The organism is Bacillus sp. 5w2 (assembly GCF_054353775.1).
In genome coordinates this window covers 375,113-387,775 of the sequence record NZ_JBTIWT010000002.1, presented here as the reverse complement: position 1 = coordinate 387,775, position 12,663 = coordinate 375,113, and the positions used below count along the sequence as shown (strand labels likewise).

Genomic DNA, 12,663 nt, shown 5'->3' with positions numbered 1-12,663 from the left:
ACCTTAGCCATGTTATATTAGCTAAGGTTTTGTTTTTTTACAAAGTAATGGTGTATTTGTTCAATTGCTTGAGAAGCCATTAATTCTTTACCGTACTCCATTAAACGATAAATAGTTGCTGTAGACGGATTACCATATTCCGCTAAAATAGCTATAAAATCTGCCTTCAGTAATTGAACTTGCTCCTCTTCTTCCATCCAAAGATAGAAACGCCCATCCCACGTATATAGCTTTCCGCCAGTTACATCAAGGTTATATAAACGATTCGACAGGTTAATTACGTCATCTAGTGTAGCAAACTCATAAAGTATATGCTCGCTTTCATCTAGAGTCACTTGCATTTCAATAAACTCGTCACGGAACTCATCATCTGTATCCACATCTTGATGTTCTTTCGTTACAATTACGACCATTCCTTGCGCTTGTAGAGAAAATACTTCAACTGCAATCGGACCATCCGCTTCAAATCCTAGTTCCTTATTTGCTTCTTGCATCATATCACGAAATAATTGCTGAACTTTCGGTGCATTTCTCCACAAATCTTCTTTCGTTAATCCTCGTTCAGATAAATCATCAAATGTTAAGAAAATTTTTATCTTATTGTAATTTAATCGTTCCAGCCTCATCTCATACCCTCCCTGCGCAACCAGTGAATATAATTTTTATTATATGAAATAGAAAATAGATGGTTCTTTTCGAACAACTATTCTAACATTTTTAACCAATCATCCCATTCTTCTTTCGTATCACCAATTAAGCTTGTTTGAATGTTCAACTGATCTCGAGCACCTATTTTTCCTATAAACCCAGCAGAAAGGTTCTCACTTTTTTCTTGCAACAAACTCAAGTAATTCATCGCATTCTTAAGTTCTCTTCCGTCATCAAAAGAGACTACTACATATGTAGGCTGTATTTGCTCAACAGCTAACAAAATACTATCTTCTGCTAAGTTCGACCTAATATATATCACCTCATATCCTTTTAAGCGTAAATACGTTGAGAAAACAAATCCTTTCAACATATTATTTTCTAACACAACAACTTTGTGTATAGAAGAAAACGATGATGCATTATGATACACCATTCCTAGACGAGTTTGTAAAAATGATACGACATATTGGAATTGCACCATTGTAACTTCATTATTATTTTTTAACGTTAACAATTTATTTGTCACTTGAAGAATCATACTTGCTATAACTTTTTCTGTTGCATAAATACTAAAAGCCTCGTTTAACAATGCAGAAGTTGTAATTTCATCAAATTTTAACAAAGCTTGTAGTAAATCGTCCACTAAAACAACTTCTTTATCGTAATGTATTTCTTCTTGAACATTACTCTGCAAACGATTCCCTTCTAATAATTGAACTGCTTGTCCAATCATCATACCAGAAGAAACTTTGTCCATTAACCATTTCAAAATTTGAATATGCTCTTCTGTATATAATCGATGCCCCGCATGATTCCGCTTTGGGGCAATAATTTGATATCGTCTTTCCCACGCACGAAGCGTACTCGGCTGAACTCCAATTATATTCGAAACAGCTTTTATGTTATATTTTCCGTTTAGAGTTGGCATCATTTCCCTCCGCATAACGTAATAATATGTGTTTGAGCAGGTGCTCGAAAGCGAAGTGGAATCAGCGTCGTTCCATATCCATTACTAACAAAAAGAGTCACATTGGAATGCTTATATACGCCACCTTTTAAATATTTTTTAGACGGGAATAATCGAATCTGTCCTCCATGTGTATGCCCACTTAACACAAGTGAAATTTGTTCTTTTCCAGACATTTTATTTAATATGTCAGGGTTGTGGCTAATTAATATACGAAAACCATCTTCTTTACAATCAGCCAACGCTAAATCTAAACGATCTCGTTTCAAACCAACATCATCTACACCAAGCAAACAAATTTTCTCTCCTAATTCAGACTCAAATATAACTCTTGTATTATCTAAAACTTTCACATTATTTTCTAATAACAAAGCATCTAATTCGTGATATTCAATCTCATAATCATTATTTCCCCATACAAAATATACAGGAGCTATCTCTCTTAACTTTTGTATATTTGCAGAGATTTTTGATAAAGGGACACCTCTTTCCGCTAAATCACCACCAATAATTACAAGATCTACTTTTCCTTTTACTTGTTCAATTAACGTACTTGGAATGACTCTTCTATGAATATCAGAAATAAAAAACACCTTTACTTTTTGAAAACTTTTCGGAAATTCTTCAAATATTAAAGTATGTTCTAACACAGTATTACGCATTGCTTCTGTATACATTACAAGAAGAAATATAATACCAATACATATGAGAGTACTTAATAAGATAATCCATATCATATATTTTTTACTCCCTTCCTCATAAAGATAATCCTCAGTTTTTATAACAAGTATTTTACTAGCTCTCCTGCTTTGCGGACTTATCTTTTATCGGAATTTTTATTTCTTGACCCACACTCACTTTATCTTCTTGTAAATCATTATACTTTTTAATCACTTCGATCCCAGTTTCATCTGAAAAATATTGCTTCGCTATACTTTCTAAAGTTTCTCCCTCTTTCACCGTATGCGTTACTACTTTCTCAGATGGTGACTCAGATTTAGCTGAATCAAAGAAAATGACCTCAAATGCACTTTTTCCAGCGTTATTACCATCACTTTTCACTTGAATATATTTATCTGTATACCATAAGATACTAATTGGTAGTAATATGAATAGAAATGTTAAAACTCGGACGAAAATATGATTCATTTTAAACTTTTGTTTTTTCTCTTTATTTCTATGAATTTCACTACGCGGCGGTAAACCTTCTTTTTCTTCTACTCGCTCAACTTCTAATTCCTCTTCAAAATCAGGAATTCGTTTTCTCATGTTGTTCACCACCACCTTCCATTTATTTTCTTAATTGGAGTCCCATTATAAAATCAACAAGAAAGTGTGCAAAGATTGTTATAAACAAATTTCCTGTCCATTCAAATACATAACCAAAGACAAAACTAATGAAACAGACGAAACAAAACAAAAATGGCTTTTTTATATACCGAATATGTAACACTGCAAATACTAAACTCGCTATTACAATTCCAAAGTGCGTCTGCACTACACCTCTAAATAAAAATTCTTCTGCAAAACCGATAATGAACGTAATAGCGAGTAGATGCATAACTGACATTCCTTGAAACATCCTATCGTTAATACCACCATCATCAAACCAAGACTCTGGAAATACTCGCATTGCAACATAATCTAATAACACAATACCAATTGCTAATAAGCCACCTATTATAAGTATAGACACCGGTTCCCATTTCCACAGACTATACACCGATTTTATATGTCGGAATAATATATACGCTAGTAAACAGCCGATACCGATAATAATGAACTGTGTGATATACAGATTCAGCCTTATTTCTTTCGGACTCATATCTTCAATATTATGCCTTTGAATGTTCATCATTCCCCCATCTTTTCTAGACCGAAAAGCTTTTGTAACTCTGTTTCCCAATTATAGTCGAAATCCGATTGTTGCGCTTGTCTTTTTTTATAATCTGTTTTTGTAATACTACAATAGTCACAGCAATTTTTTAACTCGTTCTCTTTTCTATAACCGAACTGTTGCAGCAAATATTCACGTCTACATCCTTTCACTTGTATCCATGATTTCATGTTTTCTAGCTCACTATATTTATTACGCAGCCTTATTTCTACTTCAGCTATTAATCTGTTCATAATTTCATCTGACAAGCTCTCTAATTTTAATTTTCGCTGTTGTATGATTCCAAGCTGTTCGAGATGATAGCGGATGAAACGCCAATATTGTTCATTAAATCTTGCTGCATTATAACAAATTTCTTCTACCTCTTCTATTGGTAATTCTTTCGTTTGAAACATTCTTTCTTGTAGTAAAGAAAATAAAAATTTTATTTGCGACTGACGTGGCAATTCATCTTCAATTATTGAAATTGGCAAATCGTGATCTAACGGACTACATAGTAAGATAGCTATACTCGGTTCACCATCTCTTCCAGCCCTTCCAATTTCTTGTAAATAAGAAGCTATATTAGTCGGATAATGGAAATGAATAATATATCTCGTATTCGACTTATTTACTCCCATACCAAAAGCACTTGTGCATATTACAAGCTGCAACTGGTCATTCATAAATTGCTGTTGAATTAACATACGCTCTTCATGTTCCATACCGCCATGATAAAAAGCGACACCTGTCACGCCTTTTCCTCTTAAATATTCCGTTAAACGTTCTGTCCACGCTCTGCTTGAACAATATACAATCCCTGGCCCTTGTAAATACATCACCTGGTCCAAAAGCGCTTCTTTCTTCTCTTCTATCGTCTCCACAAATTGTACTTCCATTGCAATATTTGGACGATCAATAGAGTATACATGCTGCGCAACATTCTTTAAACTCAAACTCTCTGCTATATCTCGAAGTACATCTTTCGTCGCTGTTGCTGTTAATGCTAGCACCGCAGGAGACCCGATATTCTCAATGACTACATTTAGTTTTTTATAGTCTGGTCTAAAATCATAACCCCATTGCGAAATACAATGAGCCTCATCCACAACAAATAATGAAATATGAACTTTCTTCAATTCTCTTATTAACAATTCCGACTGCAACATCTCTGGTGAAACAAAAATAAATTTATATGAAGCTAATTTTTTCATCGCTTCTCTTTTTTCATATACTGTCCGAAAACTATTAAATGCTATCACTCGGTTTTTCACAACATACTTTAATTGTGTAACCTGATCTTCCATCAAAGATAATAATGGTGATACAACAAGCACGGTTCCTTCTTGCATTAGCCCTGGAAGTTGATAGCACATAGACTTCCCTCTTCCAGTCGGAAGCATCGCTATAACATCTTTTCCTTCCAATAAATCTGTAATTACCCCTTTTTGACCTGGACGAAATTCAGAATATCCAAACCACCTATATAAATATTCCTCAAGTTTCATTTATACCCTCCATCCGTGCCAATACAAGACGGACCTCAAAATAGGAGATATCTTCTCCAACCGCTTGTTTCAACTCACGCAACTTACGTGTTTGTAATGCATCAATTACTTTTGTTACTTTATCTATTTTGTCTTTTTCCATAAACATCTCGATAGAAAAATCTTTCTCTCGCAATGCAATTTCAACAAAATGATCTTCTATCGTTGCAACCTTTAAATTTCTAATTGTCGCTATTTCATCTAAAGAGCGCCCTTGTCTCCAAAAATTATATGTTTTTTTCGTTGATAAACTAAATAGTTCAGCTCTCTCATTTGGATAAGAGATAATCTCAGCTAATAGCGGAAATTCATTTTCTTTATCACGAACTTCTTGTATAAGGAAGTGAATTGTACCCCAAAATAAAAAGTACACCCTGAATATATCTTGTTTCGTAATTTCCGCTAATTGCTGCAATGTATAACCGATACGTTTATATCCTGTTAATCGATATGTTACAATCGTCGCTTCTATCGCATTACCTTTTCCTAGAAGATTATGTATTTCTCCCCATAATCTTTTTGCCAATTCACTTCGCCTATACGGTATACCTGTTAAAAAGCGTTTTACCCACACCATTATTTCTGTATCTTGTTGAATAGGAATAAACTTCGTATTATTCTGTTGTAAATTAGATATAGTTTGAATAATTAATGATAATCTTTTCCAAAATGTTTCACCTAATTCACCATAGTGCAAACCATGTAAATGCGCTGGAAAAGCATACACTTCCTCCCATGTATGTAACTGCATTTTACCTTTAGATGTTAACAAATATGTATTTTCATGTATTTCTTGAATCAAATCTGCTTGCAACAACTTTGCAACTTCACGATCATATTCAGTTCTATTTAACGATTTATATATTCCAAACAAAAAAGAAATTCGGAACATATTTCCATCTTGTAACGTTTGCGAAGAACGTTTTCCCTTTAATAAATAATAAATAGAAGAAACGGTCCTTTCACCATTCAATTGTTTTAAACAATACAATAAAGTATATTGTAGTTGCATTACCGCTTCCACCTTTCAATCTAACTTAATTGCTTTTTTGTATGATTACAACGTCTACCGTTACTGATTAAACTTATCATATCGGCAATATATACTTGTATATATTCTATTGTACCAAACGAAATAACATTTACGTATTTTGAAAATCTTATGACATAATTCAAAAATTAGTTGACACTCTAATTGATAAGCATTATCATTATAATTTTATGTTGAAAAGTTTTAAAAACCGTTTTACAATAAGATTATAATTTTTATGGCGAGCTTTTCACATACATATTATCAGGAGGGAAAAAAGATGGCAAAATATACAATCGTTGATAAAGATACTTGTATCGCATGTGGTGCTTGCGGCGCTGCTGCACCAGACATTTATGATTATGATGATGAAGGTATTGCATTTGTAACGTTAGACGATAACCAAGGTATCGTTGAAATTCCAGATGTATTAGTTGAAGATATGATGGATGCATTCGAAGGTTGTCCAACTGACTCAATTAAAGTTGCTGACGAATCATTCGACGGCGATGCTTTAAAATTCGAATAGTCTTTTATTAACTTCAAAAAATACCCCTCATTAATTAGAGGGGTATTTTTTGTTTTTTTATTTTCATTCTCCTTAATAAAAAACCATTAGTAGTTCCATACTACTAATGGTTTTATTTTACCCCGCTATTTGCCAGGCCGTAAGACCCCCACCTCAAAATTCAACGAAAACAAAGAAGTTAGGTGAGGGTCGGGCTGCCCGTAAAGGCCCGATTGGTGAGGAATGATAATCAGCGGGAGAGGAACAAAACCCCCACTGATTAAAGTTTCACTTTATATTTTATGCATTTTTCATTTTTGCAAACACCCATACTTTCAGGCGTGAGAATAACGCTACAAATACAATTGTCACAACAATTCCTTTAATCAAATTAAATGGTAAGATTGCCGTTACAACCGTTGTTCTTATAGCCTCGCTAGACATAGCTGGTGAATTTAAAAACCAAGTGTAAGCTGGGAATATAATGATGTAATTTAATACACTCATAATGAGCGCCATTGTAATTGTCCCTAGCATTAATCCTGTCGTTAAGCTCTTAACAGTACGATACTTCCTAAATAAGAAAGCTGCCGGTCCAATAAATAAACATCCTGCAATAAAGTTAGCAATTTCTCCAACTGGCACTCCCGTTAAACTCCCTTGAATCCCGTAATGTAAAATATTCTTTATCGCCTCTACAATTATCCCTGCAACTGGCCCGAAAATAATCGCAGCAATTAGAGCTGGTACATCACTAAAATCAATTTTTAAAAATGGCGGAAGCCCTGGGAACGGGAAATCCAACATCATCAGTAAATATGCAATACTACTTAGCATTGCTACACTCACCATCTGCACTACACTGTTTTTTTGTTTCATCTTTCTCTCTCCTTTTCCATCGATCATCTCATGGAAAGTGGAAAGGTTCTGCTATGCCTACTTTTTCATAGAACGAAAAAACCCTTTGTGTTTTACACAAAGGGAGAATTTAAGGCACATCAAACAGACGTTCAAATTCATATCTTTTTTGAACGCTTGAACCTCCATCTTCTCCCATCCAGACTGTACTGTCGGCTTTGGAATCACACCAAATCCTGCCTTAACGGCTCGCGGGCTTAGAACAAAATCACATATAGTTCATCACCGCCGGTCGGGATTTTCACCCTGCCCCGAAGATAGACCGATATTCTATTTTCCACTTCATTATACAACAACACGATTGTATTGTGAACAAAAAAAGTGTAACTTATTAAAAATAAGTTATTAATTTTATATAATCAAAAACCAATCACTATATTTTACAATACACCCCAGTTTTTTTACAATTCGGCATTTCTCCTATGAATCCCCTAGTCATATATAATTAAAAGTGATAAGATGTTGAATTGTTAAGATAAGAACATTTTCTGGATTATGGAGGAAATGTCATGAAGAAAGAAAAGAGACACTCTATTCGAGAAACAATGAAAAAAAACTTAAGAAAAGAATACTTTTATTTGAAAAAAGAATTACTTTTCTACTGTCCAATTGATTTAGGCACATTCTCAAGAGAGACATACTATGCTGCTTTCGACGAAGATGGCATCAGTATTTATCAGTATGATAAAAAAACAGAGAGTAAATTAAAATTGTGTGAGCGTCATCCGTGGAAGAATTGGAATAAAGTGAAGGTGGATCATTATTTAACAACTTCTCAATTTATTTTTCAAGGTGAGCGGAACTGGATATTATCCCTTTTTCAAAAAGGAAAAGAAGCTCAAAAGATAATCGAAGAGCATACATCTTTACAAACTGAAGTTGTTTCCCGCTCTTTCTTAAAAAAACTTCCAGGTTTCCGTTCTAATGCACCGTTGAATAAATACATCGGCAGCATTTGCTACACTGCACTTATTGCATTTTTATTAAAATGGATGATTCCATTTCAAGCACCACAAATCGCCTTGTACTCCATTTCAATCGGCTGTATGCTTCTTGGTTTACTTTGTTTGACAATCGGTTTAATTGAACCGACTATTGTACTGTTTCGAACAAACGAAAAAACAAGAACAAAAGTATTTTACTTATATAGCTACTTAGCTATTTCTGGATTTATATGTGTCTTTATTTTTTGGTAAAAAAGAGCTAGTTAAACTAGCTCTTTTTTTCACTTTACGTATAATTGTTGATTTTGATAAATCAGCTCTTGCTGCAAGCCGTTTTTTTCTTTAATTTCCTTAACTGTCATACTAAATTTCCGGGCAATACTAACTAAAGTGTCCCCTTTTTGCACGACATATAACGATGAGGAAACGACTTCATTTCTTTGTTCATTTAAAACAAGCAATGGATTCATTGCATTCTTTTTCGCCATCGTCCATCTGCCTTGATGAACTTCTAAATGTAAGTGTGCACCTCGCGATTCTCCCGTATTTCCTACTTCTCCAATTATTTTTCCTTTTGAAATATTATCCCCTTGAACTACATATCTCTTATTTAAATGTGCATACACAGCCTCATATTCTCCATGTTTAATAAATACAACGTTTCCATAACTACTTGAATAATAAGACTTTGTTACCTTCCCCTCTTGAATAGCTGCCACAGGCGCGCCGATCGGTGCCGCTATATCTATACCGTAGTGTTTTCCATGCCTTGTCCCAAAATAATCACTTATCTGCCCTTCAACAGGCCATGTCCATCGATTTCCATCTGCGTACACATGTAATTGAGATAAAAACAGTACTGTCAATAACATGACGCCACATTTTAACACTTTCATATATATCCTCCGTTTTCTAATTAACACCATACCTTCTCTATTTTGGTATATTACAGAAAAAAGTATACAAAAAAAGAAAGTGAATCACTCCACTTCCTTTTCTTTTTTATCACGAAAAACGATTGCACTGCGATTATACTCCACATCTTTTACTTGTAATCGAGCGTTTATTACTCTAGCTACTGCAAACAAATAATCAGATAATCTATTTACATACTTTAGAACAACTTCATTTATTTCCCCTTCTTTTTGTAAAGACACGATACATCGTTCTGCCCGCCTTACAACTGTACGTGCAATATGAATAGCTGCTGCCGACTCACTTCCACCTGGTAAAATAAAGCGCTCTAACGGCGGTGCTTCTTCTATATACGAATCAATCCTTCTTTCTAAGCTTTCGACCATTTCGATCTTTACTTTATAAGAAATTTTCCCCTCTACTATCGCCAAGTCTCCCCCGCAATCAAATAGTTCGTGTTGAATATTTTCAAGTTCATTGTAAATATCTCCAAAAGACCCGCCTTGTAGCTTCGTCATCGCATATCCAATATGAGAATTCGCCTCATCTATCGTGCCATATGCTTCAACTCGGATATCATCTTTATCCACTCTGCCGCCTATTACACTTGTTATCCCTTTATCTCCTGTTTTTGTGTATAATTTCATCGCTTCACGACACCCCTCTTATTATTCTTCATTCGACTACGATAGAAAAAAAGTTCTACTATTATTTATTTACAAAAAAATAAAAAACAGTAGAACTTTATGTATTATCAACTTTAAAAACATATATCTAAATTATACGATTTGGTAAATATACAGAGAATGTAGTTCCCTCTCCAACAACACTTGAAACAGTAATTTTACCATCATGGCCTTGCACAATATTTTTTGCAATCGCAAGTCCGAGTCCTGTTCCACCTTTTTTTCCACGTGTCCTTGCTTTATCAGCTTTGTAGAAACGATCAAATAAAAATGGAATATCTTCTTCTGGAATGCCGGCACCCGAATCTTGCACTTCAAAAATAAGCCCATTATTTTTCGTATCAATTACAAGCGTTACATGTCCGCCTGCATTCGTATGACGAATTGCGTTATCAATTAAATTCGTCAATACTTGTTCCATACGATCTGCATCAAACGGGTATTGCTCAATTGGATTTTGGAAATCAACCGTTAATGCGACTTCTTTATCCTTTGCAATTCCTTGGAATTTACGACCTATTTTTTCAACGAAAGGATGAATATCAACTTCACCTATATGTAACTCTACATTACCGCTTTCCATACGTGCTAAATCTAATAATTCATTTACAAGTTTACCTAGACGAACGGATTCATCATAAATGATTTGAACAAACTCATTAATTTCTTCTTTCGTTTGCACAATATCATCTAAAATCGCTTCACTATACCCTTGAAGCATTACCATCGGTGTACGAAGTTCATGTGATACATTCGCAATAAAGTCTTGACGCATCTTCTCAAGACGACGTTCTTCCGTCATATCACGCAATACAGCTACAGCTCCACGAATTTTCGTTTGGTTGTAAAGCGGCGTCATAAGAACTACATAGTTACCTTTTTGTAAATTAATTTCAACCACTTGTTGTTGTTCGCTTTCTACAACGAGATGGAATAGTTCAACAAGTTCAGAAGGTAGTTTTTTACTCAACTCTACTTCCTTTTCTTCTTGCCAAACTTGTAAGAAATGTTCAGCCGGCGGATTGATTACAACGACTTCACCTTCTTGATTTAATGTAATAACCCCATCTGCCATACTACTTAAAATACTAGCTAACTGTTCTTTTTCTTGCTGCAGGGCATTCATATTAAACTTCAACTGTTTCCCCATTTGATTTAAGGCCGTTGCAAGCTCACCAATCTCGTCCTGAGATACCATAGGAGCCTTCGCATCAAACTTCCCACGCGCCACCTCAAAAGCAACCTCACGCATTTTACGGAGTGGTGCTGTAATTCGAGTAGACAAGAAGAATGCAAAGAAAGTTGTTAATATAATCGCAATCCCTGCTGATAAGAAAATGAAATCCGTAGTTCTCTCCATACCTTGTATCGGCACTTGTAAAGATTCATATACAAACACTGCACTTTGATTTTTTGACTGTACTGGTTTTCCGACAATCATAATATCATTTTCAGTGTTTTTATTCTTTCTACTATTAGAGGCTTTTCTAATGTTATTCTTAATTTCTTTTTTGTCTGTAAAAACAGCCGCTAATTCTTTATCTTCTTTCAAATCATTCATTGTAAGAGTGACTAACCCTTCTTGTTTCGGCGAAGAAGATATTTCTTTACCATCTTCTACGATAATGATCCTTGAAAGTGGATCAGAGAATTTGTACGCGATATTCTCAATCGTTTTTACATCGGCACCTTCTTCAATTAACTCTGAAACACTTGTTGCAACTTTTTGAAGCCTTGCTTCACTCATATCAACATAATATGTTCTAAAAAACTGTGAAAGTAAAATCGCAACAAATCCAAGCACAAACGAAACGAGAAGTAATATGGTCATCCATAACTTCCCTACTACACTTCTCCAAAGCATCAGTCGTTCACAACCTCAAACTTGTAACCTACGCCCCAAACGGTAACAATCATCTTCGCAGCATCTGGTGATTTTTTGCTTAACTTCTCACGCAAACGCTTTACATGCGTATCCACTGTACGTAAATCTCCGAAGAATTCATATTGCCATACTTCTTTTAACAATTGTTCACGATCAAATACTTTATCAGGCGCTTTCGCTAAGAATAATAGTAATTCGTACTCTTTCGGTGTTAAGTTCACTTCATTACCATCTGCTGTAACACGGTGTGCATCATTATCAATTGTTAAATGAGGGAACACAGTAACATCTTTTGTCGTTGTATCTTGTGTAAAGAATGTTGTTGGTACAGCACGACGTAATACCGCTTTCACACGAAGCACTACTTCACGCGGGCTAAATGGTTTCACAATATAATCATCCGTTCCTACCTCAAACCCTTGTACTCTATTTACTTCTTCACCTTTTGCTGTCAGCATAATAATTGGTGTTGCTTTCTTCTCACGAACCCCTTTACATACTTCGATACCGTCTTTACCAGGCATCATAAGATCCAATAGGATTAGATCATAATCATTTTGTAACGCCATTTCTAAAGCTGTATCACCATTATCCGCTTCTTCAATTGTGTATTGTTCTCTTTCTAAATACATTTTCAATAAACGGCGGATACGATCCTCATCATCTACAATTAAAATTCTTGATTCATTTTCCATTTTTACCCGCTGTGTATTTTTACCACAACGGTTCACACCTA

At 34.8% G+C, this 12,663-nt stretch carries 14 protein-coding genes and 1 riboswitch; of the genes, 2 read left to right on the top strand and 12 right to left on the bottom strand.

What is annotated here, in order from left to right; genetic code table 11:
* Positions 1–17: 17 nt before the first annotated feature.
* From ACXY7N_RS06295 to ACXY7N_RS06265, 7 genes are all read right to left on the bottom strand, one after another.
* Complete coding sequence (locus ACXY7N_RS06295) at positions 18–626, bottom strand: genetic competence negative regulator (protein ID WP_016088655.1); 609 nt, start codon at positions 624–626, stop codon at positions 18–20.
* Between the two features lie 77 nt (positions 627–703).
* Positions 704–1,579 carry a MerR family transcriptional regulator gene (locus ACXY7N_RS06290; RefSeq protein WP_116349055.1) on the bottom strand — a complete coding sequence of 292 codons (876 nt, stop codon included), beginning with the start codon at positions 1,577–1,579 and terminating at the stop codon, positions 704–706.
* Positions 1,579–2,355, bottom strand: coding sequence for a metallophosphoesterase (locus tag ACXY7N_RS06285; protein ID WP_016088657.1), 777 nt, complete (start codon positions 2,353–2,355; stop codon positions 1,579–1,581). Before ACXY7N_RS06285 ends, ACXY7N_RS06290 begins: the two co-directional genes overlap by 1 nt.
* Before the next feature lie 58 nt (positions 2,356–2,413).
* Positions 2,414–2,887: a LysM peptidoglycan-binding domain-containing protein gene (locus ACXY7N_RS06280; protein WP_016088658.1), complete on the bottom strand. Its 474-nt coding sequence runs from the start codon at positions 2,885–2,887 to the stop codon at positions 2,414–2,416.
* A gap of 22 nt (positions 2,888–2,909) precedes the next feature.
* Positions 2,910–3,473, bottom strand: coding sequence for a CPBP family intramembrane glutamic endopeptidase (locus ACXY7N_RS06275; RefSeq protein WP_488592331.1), 564 nt, complete (start codon positions 3,471–3,473; stop codon positions 2,910–2,912).
* The gene (locus tag ACXY7N_RS06270; protein ID WP_098986189.1) at positions 3,473–5,002 is read right to left on the bottom strand and encodes a RecQ family ATP-dependent DNA helicase; all 1,530 of its coding nucleotides are present in this window, start codon (positions 5,000–5,002) and stop codon (positions 3,473–3,475) included. The genes ACXY7N_RS06275 and ACXY7N_RS06270 overlap by 1 nt, the downstream gene beginning before the upstream one ends.
* Positions 4,992–6,053 carry a YpbB family protein gene (locus ACXY7N_RS06265; RefSeq protein ID WP_016088661.1) on the bottom strand — a complete coding sequence of 354 codons (1,062 nt, stop codon included), beginning with the start codon at positions 6,051–6,053 and terminating at the stop codon, positions 4,992–4,994. Before ACXY7N_RS06265 ends, ACXY7N_RS06270 begins: the two co-directional genes overlap by 11 nt.
* A gap of 298 nt (positions 6,054–6,351) precedes the next feature.
* Between ACXY7N_RS06265 and ACXY7N_RS06260 the strand changes: the two genes are divergently transcribed.
* Positions 6,352–6,600, top strand: a complete 249-nt coding sequence (locus tag ACXY7N_RS06260; protein WP_002171129.1) for a ferredoxin — start codon at positions 6,352–6,354, stop codon at positions 6,598–6,600.
* A gap of 279 nt (positions 6,601–6,879) precedes the next feature.
* Here ACXY7N_RS06260 and ACXY7N_RS06255 read toward each other — a convergent pair whose 3' ends face one another.
* On the bottom strand, positions 6,880–7,458 hold the full coding sequence (locus tag ACXY7N_RS06255; RefSeq protein WP_000810851.1) for an ECF transporter S component: 579 nt from the start codon (positions 7,456–7,458) through the stop codon (positions 6,880–6,882).
* A gap of 162 nt (positions 7,459–7,620) precedes the next feature.
* Positions 7,621–7,760: riboswitch (FMN riboswitch) on the bottom strand.
* Positions 7,761–8,006: 246 nt separating this feature from the next.
* Here ACXY7N_RS06255 and ACXY7N_RS06250 point away from each other — a divergent pair.
* On the top strand, positions 8,007–8,693 hold the full coding sequence (locus ACXY7N_RS06250) for a hypothetical protein (protein WP_016088662.1): 687 nt from the start codon (positions 8,007–8,009) through the stop codon (positions 8,691–8,693).
* A 29-nt stretch (positions 8,694–8,722) separates the two neighbouring features.
* On the opposite strand, the gene ACXY7N_RS06245 is transcribed toward ACXY7N_RS06250, so the two are convergent.
* From ACXY7N_RS06245 to resD, 4 genes are all read right to left on the bottom strand, one after another.
* Positions 8,723–9,337 (bottom strand): peptidoglycan DD-metalloendopeptidase family protein, encoded by a 615-nt coding sequence (locus ACXY7N_RS06245; protein ID WP_016088663.1) that lies wholly within the window; start codon positions 9,335–9,337, stop codon positions 8,723–8,725.
* Between the two features lie 84 nt (positions 9,338–9,421).
* Positions 9,422–10,003 (bottom strand): cob(I)yrinic acid a,c-diamide adenosyltransferase, encoded by a 582-nt coding sequence (locus ACXY7N_RS06240; protein ID WP_016088664.1) that lies wholly within the window; start codon positions 10,001–10,003, stop codon positions 9,422–9,424.
* Positions 10,004–10,130: 127 nt separating this feature from the next.
* On the bottom strand, positions 10,131–11,906 hold the full coding sequence (resE, locus tag ACXY7N_RS06235) for a sensor histidine kinase ResE (protein ID WP_080118039.1): 1,776 nt from the start codon (positions 11,904–11,906) through the stop codon (positions 10,131–10,133).
* A complete protein-coding gene (gene resD / locus ACXY7N_RS06230) occupies positions 11,906–12,622 on the bottom strand; it encodes a DNA-binding response regulator ResD (protein ID WP_000426861.1) in 717 nt (238 codons plus the stop codon). Before resD ends, resE begins: the two co-directional genes overlap by 1 nt.
* Between the last annotated feature and the right edge of the window lie 41 nt (positions 12,623–12,663).